Annotated in this window: 16 protein-coding genes and 1 riboswitch; of the genes, 8 read left to right on the top strand and 8 right to left on the bottom strand. The window is 69.6% G+C overall.

Features of this window, described 5'->3' with window-relative positions:
* The first annotated feature begins 33 nt into the window (after positions 1 to 33).
* Positions 34 to 219: riboswitch (cobalamin riboswitch) on the top strand.
* A gap of 31 nt (positions 220 to 250) precedes the next feature.
* Genes FFS72_RS05025 through FFS72_RS05005 form a run of 5 tightly spaced genes read left to right on the top strand, consistent with a single transcriptional unit; the run spans position 251 to position 4,205 of the window.
* A complete protein-coding gene (locus tag FFS72_RS05025; protein ID WP_137872912.1) occupies positions 251 to 1,255 on the top strand; it encodes an ABC transporter substrate-binding protein in 1,005 nt (334 codons plus the stop codon).
* A complete protein-coding gene (locus FFS72_RS05020) occupies positions 1,252 to 2,310 on the top strand; it encodes a FecCD family ABC transporter permease (RefSeq protein ID WP_137872911.1) in 1,059 nt (352 codons plus the stop codon). Before FFS72_RS05025 ends, FFS72_RS05020 begins: the two co-directional genes overlap by 4 nt.
* The gene (locus FFS72_RS05015) at positions 2,307 to 3,116 is read left to right on the top strand and encodes an ABC transporter ATP-binding protein (RefSeq protein ID WP_137872910.1); all 810 of its coding nucleotides are present in this window, start codon (positions 2,307 to 2,309) and stop codon (positions 3,114 to 3,116) included. The genes FFS72_RS05020 and FFS72_RS05015 overlap by 4 nt, the downstream gene beginning before the upstream one ends.
* On the top strand, positions 3,113 to 3,883 hold the full coding sequence (locus FFS72_RS05010; protein ID WP_137872909.1) for a (2Fe-2S) ferredoxin domain-containing protein: 771 nt from the start codon (positions 3,113 to 3,115) through the stop codon (positions 3,881 to 3,883). The genes FFS72_RS05015 and FFS72_RS05010 overlap by 4 nt, the downstream gene beginning before the upstream one ends.
* A gap of 4 nt (positions 3,884 to 3,887) precedes the next feature.
* Complete coding sequence (locus FFS72_RS05005) at positions 3,888 to 4,205, top strand: Rdx family protein (RefSeq protein ID WP_050066436.1); 318 nt, start codon at positions 3,888 to 3,890, stop codon at positions 4,203 to 4,205.
* On the opposite strand, the gene FFS72_RS05000 is transcribed toward FFS72_RS05005, so the two are convergent.
* The 3 genes from FFS72_RS05000 to FFS72_RS04990 form a co-directional block, all read right to left on the bottom strand.
* Complete coding sequence (locus tag FFS72_RS05000; protein WP_171018565.1) at positions 4,206 to 4,877, bottom strand: PaaI family thioesterase; 672 nt, start codon at positions 4,875 to 4,877, stop codon at positions 4,206 to 4,208.
* 63 nt (positions 4,878 to 4,940) lie between these two features.
* Positions 4,941 to 5,387 (bottom strand): HIT family protein, encoded by a 447-nt coding sequence (locus FFS72_RS04995; protein ID WP_050066435.1) that lies wholly within the window; start codon positions 5,385 to 5,387, stop codon positions 4,941 to 4,943.
* A 61-nt stretch (positions 5,388 to 5,448) separates the two neighbouring features.
* The gene (locus FFS72_RS04990; RefSeq protein ID WP_137872908.1) at positions 5,449 to 7,278 is read right to left on the bottom strand and encodes an ABC transporter ATP-binding protein; all 1,830 of its coding nucleotides are present in this window, start codon (positions 7,276 to 7,278) and stop codon (positions 5,449 to 5,451) included.
* An 89-nt stretch (positions 7,279 to 7,367) separates the two neighbouring features.
* On the opposite strand from FFS72_RS04990, the gene FFS72_RS04985 reads away from it, so the two are divergent.
* Entirely contained in the window at positions 7,368 to 7,787 is a 420-nt protein-coding gene (locus FFS72_RS04985; RefSeq protein WP_137872907.1) for a MarR family winged helix-turn-helix transcriptional regulator, read from the top strand.
* Positions 7,788 to 7,857: 70 nt separating this feature from the next.
* Here the strand turns inward: FFS72_RS04985 and purB are convergent, their stop codons facing one another.
* From purB to FFS72_RS04965, 4 genes are all read right to left on the bottom strand, one after another.
* Positions 7,858 to 9,279, bottom strand: a complete 1,422-nt coding sequence (gene purB, locus FFS72_RS04980) for an adenylosuccinate lyase (protein ID WP_137872906.1) — start codon at positions 9,277 to 9,279, stop codon at positions 7,858 to 7,860.
* 33 nt (positions 9,280 to 9,312) lie between these two features.
* A complete protein-coding gene (locus tag FFS72_RS04975; RefSeq protein WP_137872905.1) occupies positions 9,313 to 9,924 on the bottom strand; it encodes a TetR/AcrR family transcriptional regulator in 612 nt (203 codons plus the stop codon).
* A gap of 71 nt (positions 9,925 to 9,995) precedes the next feature.
* Complete coding sequence (locus FFS72_RS04970; protein ID WP_137872904.1) at positions 9,996 to 11,168, bottom strand: pyridoxal phosphate-dependent aminotransferase; 1,173 nt, start codon at positions 11,166 to 11,168, stop codon at positions 9,996 to 9,998.
* Positions 11,169 to 11,177: 9 nt separating this feature from the next.
* The gene (locus FFS72_RS04965; protein ID WP_137872903.1) at positions 11,178 to 12,104 is read right to left on the bottom strand and encodes a LysR family transcriptional regulator; all 927 of its coding nucleotides are present in this window, start codon (positions 12,102 to 12,104) and stop codon (positions 11,178 to 11,180) included.
* Positions 12,105 to 12,216: 112 nt separating this feature from the next.
* On the opposite strand from FFS72_RS04965, the gene FFS72_RS04960 reads away from it, so the two are divergent.
* Entirely contained in the window at positions 12,217 to 13,590 is a 1,374-nt protein-coding gene (locus tag FFS72_RS04960) for an MFS transporter (protein WP_137872902.1), read from the top strand.
* Entirely contained in the window at positions 13,587 to 14,339 is a 753-nt protein-coding gene (locus FFS72_RS04955) for a 3-hydroxybutyrate dehydrogenase (protein WP_137872901.1), read from the top strand. Before FFS72_RS04960 ends, FFS72_RS04955 begins: the two co-directional genes overlap by 4 nt.
* A 77-nt stretch (positions 14,340 to 14,416) precedes the next feature.
* On the opposite strand, the gene FFS72_RS04950 is transcribed toward FFS72_RS04955, so the two are convergent.
* Positions 14,417 to 16,060 (bottom strand): GMC oxidoreductase, encoded by a 1,644-nt coding sequence (locus FFS72_RS04950; protein WP_137872900.1) that lies wholly within the window; start codon positions 16,058 to 16,060, stop codon positions 14,417 to 14,419.
* Positions 16,061 to 16,123 lie beyond the last annotated feature (63 nt).

The following is a 16,123-nucleotide window of genomic DNA, read 5'->3' as shown; positions in this document are numbered from 1 at the left end:
AAGCCGGACGGGCCGCGATCGACCGTGGTTTATCCTTCGACCTGGTGACACGGTGAACGGGAAGTCCGGTGCGAATCCGGCGCGGTACTCGCCACTGTGAGCAGGTACGTCGACCACACGGGGCACTGCCCCAGCCACTGGACGCGACAGCGTCCGGGAAGGCGTGGCCGGCGGTCAGCCCTGCCGAGCCAGGAGACCGGCCGTGACACCTGCCTGCACGTTTTCCACGAGTCATGGAAGGCGGGTCGCCGTGCGCACCCAGTCGACGCGAATCCGTTCGCACATATCCCGGGCCCTGCCCACCGCTGCCGTCACCGTCGCGGCCGCACTCACACTGACCGCCTGCGGGTCGTCCGGCGACGATGCCGACGCCGCCGCGTCGATCTCCCTCGACAACTGCGGCCGCACCGTCACCCTGGACGGCCCGGCGCAACGGGCGGTCACCCTCAACCAGGGTGCCACCGAGTCCGCGTTGGCTCTCGGCGCCGAGAGCCAGATGGTCGGCACGGCCTACCTCGACGACACCGTCGCGCCGCAGTGGCAGTCCGCGTACGAGACGGTTCCGGTACTGAACGAGTCGGACTACCCCAGTCGCGAAGCGGTGCTGGAGGTCCGGCCGGACCTGGTGCTCGCGTCGTATTCGAGCGCCTTCGACGACAAGGCCGTCGGCACGCGGGAGTCGTTCGACGATCTCGGTGTCGCCACCTACATCTCACCGTTCGGCTGTCCCGACAAGTCGATGCGACCTCCGGTGGCGTGGGATTCGATCGCCGCCGAGATCACCGACAACGGCGTCCTGTTCGGCCGCGAATCCGAGGCCGACGCCGAGGTGACGCACCTGCGGGAGACCCTGGCGGGAGTCGAGTCCGCGGCAGCGGGGCGCGGCCGGAGCTTCTTCTGGTACGACAGCAACACGGACGTCCCGTACGTCGGCGCCAATGCGGGCGGGCCGCAGCTGATCATCGACGCCGTCGGCGGCACCAACATCTTCGCGGGCGTCGACGGTTCCTGGGCCGACGGCAGCTGGGAAACGGTCCTGAAGGCGAACCCGGACGTCATCGTCCTCGCCGACGCCTCGTGGGACACCGCGGAGGAGAAGAAGACGTATCTGCGGGCCGACCCGGCGCTGCGCGACCTGACGGCGGTCCGAGAGAACGCGTTCGTCGTCGTGCCGTTCTCGGCGAGTACCCCCGGTCCGCGGCTGATCGAGGGCGCCGCCCTCGTCGGCGAACAACTCGGCAGCAGCCGGGGATGAGCGTCACGACCCGGGCACCCGCCCGGGTGCGCGCGAGCACCACCACCGGATGGGTGGTGGCGCTCGCCGCGCTGCTCGTCGTGAGTTGTGCAGCGGGCGTCGCGATCGGCGCCGCCGATCTGTCCGTCGGCACCGTCGTCGACTCGGTGGCCGGACGCCTCGGCATCGGGCCGGGCACCGACCTGCTGACCACGCACATCGTGGTGGACCTGCGCCTGCCCCGGGTTCTGGCCGCCGCCCTGGTCGGTGCCGGGCTGGCGTTGTGCGGGGCGGTGCTGCAGTCGCTGACCGGCAACGCGCTTGCCGACCCGTACCTGCTCGGCATGTCCGGCGGCGCATCCCTCGGCGCGGTTCTCGCGCTGACCGTCGGTGCGGGCACCGTCGGAGCGTTCGGCATCGGCGCGACGTCGACGGCCGCATTCGTGGGGGCGCTGGGTTCGCTGCTGTTGGTCTTCGTCATCTCGACGTCGCGGTCGGGTGCGCTGGTGCCGGGACGCCTGGTCCTCGCGGGTATCGCGGTCGGTCAGTTCGCCGCCGCCGTCACCTCCGCGCTCGTGCTGCTCGGCGACCGCGACGCCGCCCACCGCGTGCTGCAGTGGACGCTCGGCTCGGTCGCCGGGGTCCGCTGGCCGGGCCTGCTCACCATCGCCGCCGTCGTCGCGGCCACCGCCGCGGTGATGCTCGCGCACGCCCGGGTGCTGGATTCGTTCGCGTTCGGCGAGCGGGCCGCGTCGAGTCTCGGCACCGACGTCGAACGCTCCCGCTGGGTGCTCTACGGCGTCGCATCGCTGTGCACCGCGGCCCTCGTCGCGCAGGCCGGGGTGATCGGGTTCGTCGGCCTCGTCGTCCCGCATGCCGCCCGGCTACTCGTCGGTCCCCTGCACGCCCGACTGCTCCCGGTCGTGGCCCTCGTCGGTGCCGTCCTTCTGGTGTGGGCCGACATCGTCGCGCGGACCGTGATGCCGGGACGCGAACTGCCGATCAGCATCGTCACCGCCGTCGTGGGCGTGCCGGTGTTCGTGATGATCCTGCGACGCCGGGGAGCCCGCGCATGAGCCACCACTCCCCCGAGATCCTCGTCGAGGACGTCACCTGGTCGGTGGGCGGAACGACCATCCTGGACGGCGTGACGTGCCGGGCACCGTCGCGGGCGTTCACCGGGCTGATCGGGCCCAACGGCTCGGGCAAGACGTCGCTGCTGTCGGCGGCCGCGCGACTCGTCCGCCCCGACGGTGGTCGCGTGATGATCGGCGACGACCCCGCCGCCACGATGCCGCGCCGCGAATTCGCCCGGACCGTCGCGCTGGTGGAACAACATTCGTCGACCGAGCTGGAACTGACGGTCGAGCAGATCGTCGAGCTCGGAGTGATCCCGCACCGCGGCGGGTGGGCGCGACCGGCCGCTGTCGGTGCCGCCGAGGTGGTCACCGAGAGCCTCGCGATGGCAGGCATCACCGATCTCCGACACCGGTTGTGGCAGAGCCTGTCCGGCGGCGAGAAGCAGAAGACACAGCTCGCCCGAGCCTTCGCGCAGCGGCCCTGCGTCCTGCTGCTCGACGAGCCCACCAACCACCTCGACGTCTCGGCGTCGCTCGAACTGCTGGATCTGATCCGCCGCCGCGGACTCACGACCGTCGCGGCCATGCACGACCTGAATCTGGCGGCGATGTACTGCGATCACCTCGTTGTGCTCCGCGAGGGCCGCGTCGTCGCGGAGGGACCGACCGAGTCGGTGCTGACCGAGGAACTGCTCGCCGACGTCTACGGACTCGACGCGATCGTGACCCCGCACCCCCGGACGGGCCGTCCGACGGTGACGCTGTGCGGAGTGACGTCGAACACCGAAAGGTCCACCCTGTGAACACGACTCGCGGCGGTCGGTGGCTGATCGTCACCGCCCCCACCGACCGCGGGGAGGATCCGCGGGACGCCCTGGTCTCCGCGCTGGCGACCCTGCGAGAACGCCACCCCGACACCGTGTTCCGCACCGCGGTGCTCGGCGGGTCCGGCCCGACGATCACCGACGCTCTCGACGAGGCCGCGGCGTCGGAGGCCGCCGAGGTGATCGTGGTCTCCGGGCAGACCCTGCACGACCGCAAGATGGATGCCTGGTTCCGGCGGGTGATCGGGCACTGGCTGCGTGAGCGTCCTCCCGGCCACGTCCCTGCGGTGCGTCTCGCGGCGAGCCTGACGGACGCCGCGACCTACGCCGACCTGCTGGACGCCGCCGTCACCGGTCCGACCTCCCCGGCCCGGGACACCACCGCGCCGCTGTCGTCGCCCGCCTGGGACGAGGTGCCCGGCTTCGCGCGGCACGTGCTCGTCTGTCGCGGCCCGCGATGCTCCGCCCGCGGCGGACCGGAAACCGCACGGGCACTGGACGACACTCTCGCCGACCGCGGTCTCGGAGACGACGACGTGCTCGTCACCCAGACCGGATGCCTGTACCCGTGCTCGCAGGGACCTGTGGTCGCGGTGTACCCCGACGACACCTGGTACGCGTCCCTGACCGCGGACCGCGTCGAGAGGTTCGTCGACGAGCACCTCGTCGGCGGGAGTCCGATCACCGCATGGGCAGGTGCGCGCCGCGTCCGCGTGAGCGAAACCGGTTCGGGCCTGGCAGGCTGACGCCATGGCGGCGCCTCGAATCCGAATCACGTACTGCACGCAGTGCCAGTGGCTGCTGCGCGCGGCGTGGATGGCGCAGGAACTGCTCAGCACCTTCGGCACCGATCTCGGCGAGGTCGCGCTGGTGCCCGGAACGGGCGGCGTCTACCTGATCGAGGTCGACGACACGCTGGTGTGGGACCGCGCCCGCGACGGCGGGTTCCCCGATCCGAAGGCACTCAAGCAGCGCGTTCGGGACGTCGTCGCACCCGGCCGCGACCTCGGGCACACCGACCGGCCGCGTGATCCGCGCACCGGGCGCCCCGCGACCGGTCTGACCTGATCAGCTGCCGGTGGTGGTGGACTGCGCCTCGCGGGCCCAGCGCGGCAGGATGAAGATGCCCTCGGCCTCCACGCAGATTCCCTCGGCGTCGGCGATGTGACCCTTCACGATGGCCTTGACGCCGTCCAGGTGGTCGAACCGGGCCTCGGCGTGCAGGTCGCCGAGCGGCGTCGGCTTGCGATACCGCAACGAGAGAGTGCCCGTCATACCCGGGTTGCCGGACGCGACCGCGCAGTCACCGAGCACCTGATCGAGGATCAGCGCGGACACTCCGCCGTGGGTGAGGCCTGCGGGACCCTCGTACTGCGGACCGAGATGGAAGTCGGCCCAGGTGCGACCGTCGGGGTCGGTGTGCACGTTCAGCGGCGGTGCGACGGCGTTACGGAAACCGTCGGCGGCGTTGCCCCAGCCGCGCTTCCAGCCCGACGCACCCCACCGCACCCCGTAGGGACCGGAGATGGCGCGCGCCTGCAGCAGCGACGCGGCCTCCTCGATGAGGGCCTTCGCGCGCCGCACGTCCGGCTCCCCGACCTCGGTCTGCAACGTGGCCGCGATCAGTTCACGGACGCTGTCGGTGAGCGGTCCGTACAGGTCGGCTTCCCGCTGGATCTCGGCGTCGGGCAGCTGATCGTGGATGTACAGAAGCCGCTGGTCGGTGATGGGATCGGACACGGTACCTCGCTTGTCGTTCTGCGTTTCACGCAAAATTGCATGGTACACAGACACGATTTTCCGTCAGACCGCGTCCAGCCGCCTGCGGAGCGATCCGGCCAGGTAGTCCAGGTCGGGTCGGCGCGCGGACACCGGCCTGCCCCGCAACCCGAAACCGTCTCCCTGCGTCCGGGGAACGACGTGCAGATGCACGTGAAACACCTCCTGCCCCGCGACGGCGCCGTCGGCGAGGAACAGGTTCACCCCGTCGGCGCGCGGACCGTCCCGGAGTTCGGCGGGCACCCCGCCGTCGGACCGCAGGGCGGCCGCCATCCGCTGACCGACGGCGAACACTCGCCTGCCGTCGTCGGGGTCGAGGTCCGCCAGACCCGACGCGTGGGTCTTCGGCACCACCAGGAGGTGCCCGGGCGTGAAGGGACGGATGTCCATGAACGCCAGGGTGTGCTCGTCCTCGTGGACGATGCTGGCCTCGGCGGTGCCGGCGACGATGGCGCAGAAGACGCAGTTCATGCGCGCCAGTATGCGCTGCGCGTCCGTGAGCGCTTTCGGTCCGCAGGGCGGGCCGACGGACTCACGGCACCCGAATCGCCTCTCCCCGCCGCTCCAGCTGCGCGTACCGCCCGCCGCGGTCGACCAGCTCGTCGTGGGTGCCCGATTCGACGACGCGACCGTCGTCGAGGACGACGATGCGGTCGGCGTCGCGGATGGTGGACAGCCGGTGCGCGATGGTGATGGTCGTGCGGCCCCGGCTGACAGCGTCGAGTGCTCGCTGGACGGCGGCCTCGGTGTCGTTGTCCAGAGCACTGGTCGCCTCGTCCAGAACAAGAATCCTCGGGTTCCGCAACAGGGTTCGAGCGATCGCGATGCGCTGCTTCTCGCCGCCGGAGAACCGGTGCCCGCGGGCTCCCACGACCGTGTCGTAGCCGTCGGGCAGCGAGGTGATCAGGTCGTGCACCTGCGCGGCGCGGGCGGCCTGCTCGATCTGTGCGTCGGTGGCGCCGGGGTGGGCGTAGCGGAGGTTCTCCCGGATCGTGTTGTGCAGCAGGTAGGTTTCCTGCGAGACGACCCCGACGAGTTCGGACAGCTCGGCGAGCGTGATGTCACGCAGGTCGACGCCGTCGATGCTGACGCGGCCCGACGTCGGGTCGTGGAGCCGGGCGACCAGCGAGGCGAGCGTGGTCTTCCCGGATCCTGTTTCACCGACCAGCGCCAGTGACGAGCCGGCGGGCACCGTGACGCTCACGTGGTCGATGGCGTCGCGGTGGGCGCCGTCGTACCGGAACACCACGTCGTCGAACCGGACCGTGCCCGCGACCGTCTCGCGCGGCATCGGCACCGGCCGCATGGGATCGTCGATGTCGACGGGCAGGTCGAGGTATTCGAAGATGCGACTGAACAGGGCGAGCGACGCGGTCACGGTGACGCCGACGTCGAGCAGGCTCATCAGCGGCCGGAACAGCGCGCCCTGCAGTCCGGTGAACGCGACGAGGGTGCCGATCGACATGCCGCCCGACGTCGCGGGAAGGCCCGCGACCAGGTAGAGCAGCGCGGGGATCGCGGCGAAAACGATGTTCATGGTGGCCATCCGCCAGCGACCCGAGAGCTGCGAGCGCACCTCCAGGTCGGACAGGTGCGCCGAGGTGTCGGCGAACCGCTGCGACATCGCGGGCCCGGCGCCGAGCGTCTTGCCGAGCTGAATTCCGCTGACGGACAACGACTCCTCGATCTGCGTCTGCATGTCGGCGAGGGTCCGCTGGCGCTGGGCGGTGATCTCGCGGCGCATCTTCGCGACGCGCCGCGTCAGCCAGATCGCGGGCGGCAGCACGATCAGCGACAGCAGCGACAGCCGCCAGCTGAGGACACCCATCGCGACCGCGGTGCCGACGACGGTGGTGACGTTCGCGGCGACCGACGTCGCGGTGGAGGTGACGACGGTCTGCATGCCGCCGATGTCGTTGGTGAGGCGGGACTGCACCTCGCCGCCGCGGGTGCGGGTGAAGAAGCCGAGGGACTGCCTCTGCAGGTGCGTGAACACCTGGGTGCGCAGTCCGTGCATGACCCGCTGCCCGACAGTGGTGGAGATCCACGTCTGGGCGACGCCGAGCGCCGAGCCGGCGACGGTCACGGCGAGCATGCCGACGACCGACCACACCAGCAGCGGGACGTTCTGGTCCGGGATGGCGTGGTCGATGACGGCGCGGACGAGGAACGGGTTGGCGAGGGTGATGAGCGAGGACGCGACGATCAGGGCGACGACGACGGCGACCTGGGTGCGGTAGGGAGCGAAGAGGGCGGCGATTCGGCGCAGGCTGACGGGGTTGTCCGCGAGCTGGGCGCGATCCGCGGGGTCGATCTTCGCGGGGCGGCCCGGTCCGGGTCCGCCGAATTGGGGGCTCGTCATGCAACCACCCCTCTCGAAGTGTCGGGGTTTGACTTATTGAGGTTCCCTCACAATGAGGCAGCCGTCAAGTAGCTGTAGGGTGCATCACCATGACCACCGATCGTCCCGACACACTGCGGGACCTCGTGATGTCGACCGCCCGCGGCCTGCGCCGACGCTGGGTCGACGCCCTCGAGCCGTGGCAACTGAGCCCGCACGAATACCGGGCACTGCACGTCATCGGGCACGGGGACGGGAACGGCCCGCGGCTCGGCGACGTCGCCAAGGCGCTGCGCATCGCGCCCCGCTCCGCGACGGAGGTCGTCGACCGGCTCCAGGACCGCGGGCTCGTCGAACGCCTCCCGGACGCCGTCGACCGCCGCGCCACGTGCGTGCGACTCACCGACGTCGGCCGCCGGACCGTGCGCGAACTGGCGGACGCCCGCGAGGCCGACGCCGACGACTACTTCGCGGCACTCACCGACGACGACCGCGCCGAACTCCGCCGCATCCTCGGCAAGCTGCGCTAGGTACCGACGCGCTCGTGCGCGGTTCACGGGGTCCGGAGATCTGTGAACCGCGCACGGGCGGCTGAGCCGCCTAGAGGATCGGGGACGGCGCGTACGCCGCAGCGTCGGGGTACGCCTCGACGAGCTTCTCGACCTGCGCCACGACGGCCGCGACCTGCGCTTCGGCGGCCCCGACGAACGCGGACTTGTCGGCCAGCGCGGCGTCGAGCGCGGCGCGGTCCAGCGGCAGCCGGTCGTCGGCGGCGAGACGATCCAGCAGATCCGGCTCCTTGCCCTGCTCACGCATCGCGAGCGCGACGGCAACGGCGTGCTCCTTGATGGCCTCGTGCGCGGTCTCGCGTCCGACGCCCGCGCGGACGGCGGCCATGAGGACCTTGGTGGTCGCGAGGAACGGCAGGTAGCGAACCAGTTCCTTCTCGATGACGGCCGGGTAGGCGCCGAACTCGTCGAGGACCGTCAGGAACGTCTCGATCTGGCCGTCGATCGCGAAGAACGCGTCGGGCAGCGCGACCCGGCGCACGACGGAGCAGAACACGTCCCCCTCGTTCCACTGCGCGCCCGCCAGCTCTGCGGCCATCGACGCGTAACCGCGCAGAACCACCTGCAGGCCGTTGACGCGCTCGCAGGAACGGGTGTTCATCTTGTGCGGCATCGCCGACGAGCCGACCTGGCCGGGCTGGAAGCCCTCGGTGACCAGCTCGTGCCCGGCCATCAGCCGGATGGTGTGCGCGAAGGACGACGGTCCCGCACCGACCTGCACCAGCGCGGACAGCACGTCGTGGTCGAGCGAGCGCGGGTACACCTGGCCGACGCTGGTCAGCACGTGTGCGAAGCCGAGGTGCTCGGCGACCTTGCGCTCCAGCGCGTCGAGCTTGTCGGCGTCGCCGCCGAGGAGGTCGAGCATGTCCTGCGAGGTGCCCATCGGACCCTTGACGCCGCGCAGCGGGTACCGGTCGATCAGCTCACGCAGCCGCGTCAACGCGACGAGCAGTTCGTCGGCGGCGGACGCGAACCGCTTGCCGAGCGTCGTGGCCTGCGCGGCGACGTTGTGCGAGCGGCCCGCCATCACCAGCGAGCCGTACTCGGCTGCCTTCTCCCCCAGCCGCGCCGCGACGGCGACGCCGTGCGCGTGCACGTGCTCGAGCGACCGCACGATCTGCAGCTGCTCGACGTTCTCGGTGAGGTCGCGGCTCGTCATGCCCTTGTGGACGTGCTCGTGGCCGGCGAGTGCGTTGAACTCCTCGATGCGGGCCTTCACGTCGTGCCGGGTGACGCGCTCACGCTCGGCGATGGAATCGAGGTCGACGTTGTCGATGACCCGCTCGTAGTCGGCGAGTGCCTCCGCGGGAACGTCGATGCCGAGTGCGGCCTGTGCCCGCAGAACGGCCAGCCACAGCTGGCGCTCGAGGACGATCTTGTACTCGGGTGACCACAGCGCCTTCAGCTCGGGGCTGGCGTAGCGGGTGGCAAGGACGTTCGGGATGCGGCTCACGGACGTCCAGTCTACGGCCAGCCGCAACGCGGCCTAGACAGTGATCGGCGGTGCCACGAGGTCGATCACCTGCAGCAGCATTTCCCGGGCGAGCGCCTTCGGGTCCGGGTCACCCTCGCTGAGCGCCCCGACGGCCGCGCCGTCGACGACGTAGACCAGTCGACGCAGGCCGTCCTGGTGGACCTCGCGACCCGAACGCCGGAGTACCGCGATGATCAGGGCGTCCATTTCGGCACGCAACCGCTGCTGTACGTCCCGCATCTCCGGATGCCGGGCGAACGCGACGAACCGCTCGTAGCGGTTGACGAGCTGGTCGCGCCCGGCTGGGTTCTCCTCGAAGACGCCGATCAGCATGTCGACGATCAACTCGACGGTCGATTCGACCCCACATTCCCGATCGGACGCCTCCTCGACGCGGGCGTGCATGACGTCGAGCTCACGCAAGCCGCATTGTTCGACGGCCGCCGCAGTGAGGTCCTCGAGTGACGCGAAGTAGTAGGTGGTCGACGCGAGCGGCACCCCGGCGCGAGCGGCGACAGCGCGGTGCCGCACGGCCTCGAAGCCGCCCTCGACCAATAGATCAGCCGCGGCGTCGACGAGGGCCAGCCGTCGACGCTCGCCTTTGGGAGTCGACGCAGCACACACCGCGTCATCTTTGCAGCGATAACGAAACCCTGCGCCGAAATGCCCAATTCACGTGACGGGGCGAGCCCGGATCAGCGTCGCAACGCCTCGCTGCGGGCAAGACGGGCAAGCGCTTCCTCGACGTCGGCGGTACTGCCCGCGAACGACATCCGCAGGGTGCGGTCGCCGTGGACGGTGTCGAAGTCGACGCCGGGCGCGACGGCGACGCCGGTCTCCCGCAACAGGTCCGCACACCACCCGGTGGAGTCGTCGGTCAGGTGCCCGATCCCGGCGTACACGTAGAACGCGCCGTCCGCCGGGGCGAGTTCGGTGATCCCGAGCCGCGGCAGTTCCTCGAGCAGCAGGTCACGGTTGACGGCGTAGCGGCGCACGTGCCCGTCGAGCTCGGCGATCGACTCGTCGGTGAACGCCGCGACGGCCGCGTACTGCGAGATGGCAGGTGGGCAGACGGTCATGTTGGACGCCAACCGCTGGATGACGGGGACCATCGCGTCGGGCACGAGCGCCCATCCGAGGCGCCAGCCCGTCATGGAGAAGTACTTCGACACCGAGCCGATGACAACCGATTCCCGTGACGTCTCCCAGGCGCTGGACGTGCGCACGGACCCGTTCGTGTCGAACTCGATTCCGTGATAGATCTCGTCGGAGATCAGCAGGGTGCCGTGGTCGTCGCACCAACGGGCGAGGGCCGCGAGTTCGGCGGGGTCGATGACGGTGCCGGTCGGGTTCGCGGGGCTCGCGACGATCAGTCCGGCGGGCGGCTCGGGCAGTGCGTCGAGCATGGCGACGGTCGGCTGGTACCGGGTCTGCGGACCGCAGTCGAGTTCGACGACGCGGCAGCCGAGTGCTGCGAGGGTGTTGCGGTAGGCCGGGTAGCCGGGCCTGGCGACGACGACGGTGTCGCCCGCGTCGAACGCGGCGAGGAAGAGCAGCGTGAACGCGCCGGACGAACCGGTGGTGACGACGACGTTCTCCGGGTCGACGTCGATCCCCGACTCCCGCGAGTGGTACCCGGCGATCGCCTCCCGAAGTTCCGCGATGCCGAGGGTTTCGGTGTAGCCGAGGACGTGCCCGTCGATCGCCTCGCGTGCCGCCCGCAGCACGGGCGCGGGCGCGGGCGTCGAGGGTTGCCCCGCGGCGAGGGTGAGGACGTCGCCGTGGGTGCGGGCCCGTTCGGTCGCGGCCTTCCACACGTCCATGACGTGGAAGGTGGGGATCCGGGACCGCTGGGAGTCTGCGCGCACGACTCGACGTTAGGGCATCCGGCGCGTCGCTCCCCCGCCGAGCGCGGTCCGATTGGCGTCGACGGTCTCCCGGAGGGCACCGATGACCGCGGCGACTTCGGGACGCCGCAGCCCCTCGGGCCTGGTCACCAGCCAGTATGCGAGCCGCGCCTCGACCCGGCCGGGCAGCACGCGCACCAGGTCGTCGTGACGGTCCGCCATGAACGCGGGCAACAGTCCGATGCCCGCGGCGGCCCGCGTCGCTTCGACGTGCACGAAGACGTTGGTGGACGTGACGGATTCACGCATCGACAGCGTGAGCCGGCGAGCCAGGTCCAGATCGTCGACCTGCAGCATGGAGTCGACGAAGTACACGAGGGTGTGGTCGGCGAGGTCGTGCACGGTGCGGGGTTCGCCGTGCTCGGCGAGGTACGAACGCGACGCGTACAGGCCGAGGGTGTAGTCGGCCAGCCACATCGCCTCGGCCCGATGCACCTGTGGTTTCCCGACGACGACCTCGATGTCGAGGCCGGATCGCTGCTGGGAGGCGCGGCGGGTGACGGCGACGATCTCCACCGACACGTCGGGGTGCCGTCGGCGCAGCAGCGCTCCGGCCGGGGCCGCGATGTAGGCGCTGAACCCGTCGGTGGCCGAGAGCCGGACGACACCCTTGAGGTGATCGCCGCTCTCCGGGTCCGCGACCAGGCCCTGCACGGCCGCCTCGACCCGTTCGGCGGCGGACAGTGCCTGCCTGCCGAGGCCGGTGAGTTCCCACCCTCCTGCGGCCTTCACGAGCACCCGTCCGCCGAGGCTCTTCTCCAGGGCGGCGACGCGGCGGGAGATGGTGGTGTGGTTGACCCCGAGGTCGTCGGCGGCGGTGGTGAACCGACCTGTCCGCGCGACTGCGAGCAGAACGAGCAGGTCGTCCGCGCTGGGTACGGGTGGCGACGGCGTCATATCTGCACATTCGCACACCCGCACTGCACTTTGCGCCATTGTGAGCGCAGAAACATGCATTGATACTCGGCAGAACAATAATGATGTGTCACCGGTCACATGAGGAGTTCGCATGAGCGTCGACGAGACAGCGCGGGTCGAGGACAACCCGCCTTCCGGCCTGAAGAAGGTGGTCAGCGCCTCGATGGCGGGGACGGTCGTCGAGTGGTACGAGTTCTTCCTCTACGGGACCGCGGCGACGCTGGTGTTCAGCAAGGTGTTCTTCCCGGCGGGCGGCAACGAACTCGACGCGATCATCGCGGCGTTCGTGACGTACGCCGTCGGCTTCGTCGCCCGCCCCCTCGGCGGCATCGTCTTCGGCCACTTCGGCGACAAGTTCGGGCGCAAGCAACTGCTGCAGTTCAGCCTCGTGCTCGTCGGTGCGGCCACGTTCCTGATGGGCTGCCTGCCCACCTTCGGCGCGATCGGCTACTGGGCTCCCGCGCTGCTGGTGACGCTGCGCTTCGTCCAGGGCTTCGCCGTCGGCGGCGAATGGGGCGGCGCGGTGCTGCTCGTCGCCGAACACAGCCCGAACCGGTCCCGCGGATTCTGGGCGTCGTGGCCGCAGGCCGGTGTCCCGGCCGGAAACCTCGCCGCGACCGTCGTCCTGCTGATCCTCACCACCACACTCTCCGACGCCGCGTTCCTGAGCTGGGGATGGCGTGTCGCGTTCTGGCTCTCCGCCGTGATCGTCCTGGTCGGCTACTACATCCGCACCAAGGTCACCGACGCCCCGATCTTCATCCAGGCACAGAAGGAAGCCGAGCAGGTCAAGGCGACGTCGTTCAGCGTCTTCGAGGTCGTCAAGCGCTACCCGCACGGCGTGCTCACCGCGATGGGCCTGCGCTTCGGCGAGAACGTCATGTACTACCTCGTCGTCACCTTCTCCATCACGTACCTCAAGATCGTCGTCAAGACCGACACGGCACAGATCCTGTGGTGGATGCTCGCGGCGCACGCGGTGCACTTCGCGGTGATTCCTCTGGTCGGGCGCCTGTCCGACACCATCGGCCGCCGGCCGGTCTACTTGATCGGCGCGGTCACCGCGGGCTCGTGGGGCTTCTTCGCCTTCCCGATGATGAACAGCGGCCACAACGCCGTCATCCTCGGCGCCATCGTCATCGGACTCGTCTTCCACGCGTTCATGTATGCCGGGCAGCCCGCGATCATGGCGGAGATGTTCCCGACCCGGATGCGGTACTCCGGTGTCTCGCTGGGCTACCAGGTGACGTCCATCGTCGCCGGCTCGCTCGCCCCGATCATCGCGACCAGCCTGCTCAGCCGGTACGACTCCGCGTGGCCGATCGCGATCTACCTCGCCGCCGCCTGCCTCGTCACCGTCGTCGCGGTGTTCTTCGCCCGCGAGACGAAGGGCCTGGCCCTGGAGTCGATCGACGCGGCCGACGCGCGGACACTCGCGACCGAGAAGGCCGCGGTTCCGGCATGACCGAGCAGACACTCACCGGTCGTCGGGCCCTGGTCACGGGCGGCGCGAGTGGGATCGGGGCGGCGTCGGTGCGTGCCCTTGCCGCCCGGGGAGCACACGTCACCGTCGCCGACCTCGACGACGTCGCCGCCAAGTCGCTCGCCGACGAGATCGACGGAACAGCGTGGCACGTCGACCTTCTCGACACCGAAGCCCTCGACGACCTGCGTCTCGAGACCGACATCCTGGTCAACAACGCGGGAATCCAGACGGTCAGCCCGATCGAGGATTTCCGGCCCGCCGACTTCCGGCGCATCCAGACCCTCATGGTCGAGGCACCGTTCCTGCTGATCCGCGCGGTACTGCCGCACATGTACGCGAACGGCTTCGGCCGAATCCTCAACGTGTCGTCGGTGCACGGATCGGTGGCGTCCCCGTTCAAGGCCGCCTACGTGACCGCCAAGCACGCAATCGAAGGTCTGTCGAAGGTGACGGCCCTCGAAGGCGGCCCGCGCGGAGTGACCAGCAACTGCGTCAGTCCCGGATACGTCTCCACCCCGTTGGTGCACAAGCAGATCGCCGACCAGGCCCGGGTGCACGGCATCAGCGAGACCGAGGTCGTCGAGAAGGTGATGCTCACCGAGTCCGCGATCAAACGCCTCGTGGAGCCGGACGAGGTCGGCGAACTCGTCGCCTGGTTGGCCTCTCCCGGCGCCGCGATGGTCACCGGCGCCTCCTATGCGATGGACGGCGGCTGGACGGCCCGCTGACCCGAGCGAGTTCGGCGGACCTGCTGCGAGGCAGGTCCGCCGAACTCGTTTTCACACAACCGGTTACACGTCCTCGCCTACATGTCGGAGCCGATGATGTTCGCGATGTTGCGCTCGGCGAGGGCGGTGATCGTCACGAACGGGTTGACGCCGACGTTGCCGGGCACGAGAGCGCCGTCCATCACGTACAGGCCCGGGTAGCCGTGCAGTCGGCCGAAGTTGTCGGTTGCCTTGTTCAGGACCGCGCCGCCGAGCGGATGGTAGGTCAGGCCTTCGTTCCAGACCTTGTTGCTGCCGAACATGTCGGAACGGTAGACGGTGACCTCCTTCTTGTTGATCTTGTCGAACACCGTCTTCGCGAGGTCGATCGACTTCTGGCCCTGCGCCTGCGTCCACGACAGCCCGACGCCACCGGTGCTCGAGTTGTACTGGAAACTCGCGCGTTCCGGATTCTTGGTGATGGCGAGGTACAGGCTGATCCACAGCTCCGCGCCTGCGGGGAACGGCGCGATCTCGGCGAACACGCCGTTGGTGTCCCAGGCGTCGATGCCCATGGTCGGGATCGACGACTGCTTGTTGCCCGTGGTGTCCCACGCGTGATTGGCGCGGGCGACCATGACGTTGCCGTTGTGACCCCACTCCTGGCCGACCGCGCCGGACAGGCTGGGCAGGTGTCCTTGTGCCTTCATCGAGACCAGGAGCTTGCTGGTGCCCACGGAGCCGGCCGCGAAGAACACCTTGTCGGCCGTGACGGTCTTGGTGGCGACGACGCCGCCGGTCTCGTTGATCTGCTCCATCTCGACCGTGTAGCCGGCACCGGCAGCGGGTGCGACCTTGGTGACGCGGTGCAACGGGCTGATGGTGACCTTGCCGGTCGCGGTGGCCTGACCGAGGTACGTCTTGGGCAACGACTTCTTGCCGTGATGGTTGCCGAAGATGACCTCGCCGTCGAGGGCGGACTTCGTGACGGTGCCCGCGGCTTCCTGCTTCATGTAGTTCAAGTCGTAGACGTTGGGAACGAAGGTCGTCGCGAAGCCGGAGCGCTGGGCGGTCTTTCGCCCGACCCGGGAGAACTGGTACCACTCGGTGGACTCGAACCACGCCGGGTCGATGTTGTTGACGCCGAGCGTGGCGTTCGCGCGCGGGTAGAAGGTGTTGTACATCTCGTTGGCGTCGACGGACGGCAGGATCTGCTCGAACCAGGCCCGCTTCGGGGTGACGGCCATGCCGCCGTTGACCAGCGATCCGCCGCCGACGCCGCGCCCCTGGTACACGTTGATGGCGCCCATGTTCTCGGCGTCGAGGATGCCCGTGTACCTGGAGATGTCCTTGTCGATCGAGACACCGAGGAAGTGCGACACCGGCTGCTTCGTACGGTCCCGGAGCCAGAAGCCGCGCTGGTCGGGTGCGGTGGTCTTGGTGAAGATCCTGCCGTCGGAGCCCGGGGTGGTCCAGTCACGTCCCATCTCGACGATGTGGCAGTCGATACCGGCCTGTGCAAGCCGCAGCGCGGTGACGGCACCACCGTAGCCGGAGCCGATGATGAGCGCGGGGACCCGGTCACCTGTGTTCAGGGCGCGGCGAGGGGAGGCGGCGGCGCTGACCCAGGACGACGAGAGCGCGGCGGCGCCAACCGCGAAACCCGTTGCTGCCAGGAACCTTCGGCGGTTGAGCCGGGCAGACGAGAGGGAACTACTGGGGGATGTCCGGAACTCGCTCAACGGAACCTCTTTCGGTCTCAAGCGGAATTGTCGGACTGTGTATACCGAACGGAACCGGACGGA

Origin of the sequence: Rhodococcus sp. Q (genome assembly GCF_005503035.1) — a bacterium.
GTDB lineage: Bacteria > Actinomycetota > Actinomycetes > Mycobacteriales > Mycobacteriaceae > Rhodococcus_G.
The sequence above is the reverse complement of the archived record's forward strand: the minus strand, read 5'-3'. Positions and strand labels throughout refer to the sequence as shown.

Excerpts from the sequence above, each read along its gene's own strand:
- FFS72_RS05020 (WP_137872911.1), top strand. The coding sequence starts at position 1,252 with ATGAGCGTCACGACCCGGGCACCCGCCCGGGTGCGCGCGAGCACCACC.
- FFS72_RS05015 (WP_137872910.1), top strand. The coding sequence starts at position 2,307 with ATGAGCCACCACTCCCCCGAGATCCTCGTCGAGGACGTCACCTGGTCG.
- FFS72_RS05005 (WP_050066436.1), top strand. The coding sequence starts at position 3,888 with ATGGCGGCGCCTCGAATCCGAATCACGTACTGCACGCAGTGCCAGTGG.
- FFS72_RS04995 (WP_050066435.1), bottom strand. The coding sequence starts at position 5,387 with ATGAACTGCGTCTTCTGCGCCATCGTCGCCGGCACCGCCGAGGCCAGC.
- FFS72_RS04990 (WP_137872908.1), bottom strand. The coding sequence starts at position 7,278 with ATGACGAGCCCCCAATTCGGCGGACCCGGACCGGGCCGCCCCGCGAAG.
- FFS72_RS04985 (WP_137872907.1), top strand. The coding sequence starts at position 7,368 with ATGACCACCGATCGTCCCGACACACTGCGGGACCTCGTGATGTCGACC.
- FFS72_RS04965 (WP_137872903.1), bottom strand. The coding sequence starts at position 12,104 with ATGACGCCGTCGCCACCCGTACCCAGCGCGGACGACCTGCTCGTTCTG.
- FFS72_RS04960 (WP_137872902.1), top strand. The coding sequence starts at position 12,217 with ATGAGCGTCGACGAGACAGCGCGGGTCGAGGACAACCCGCCTTCCGGC.
- FFS72_RS04955 (WP_137872901.1), top strand. The coding sequence starts at position 13,587 with ATGACCGAGCAGACACTCACCGGTCGTCGGGCCCTGGTCACGGGCGGC.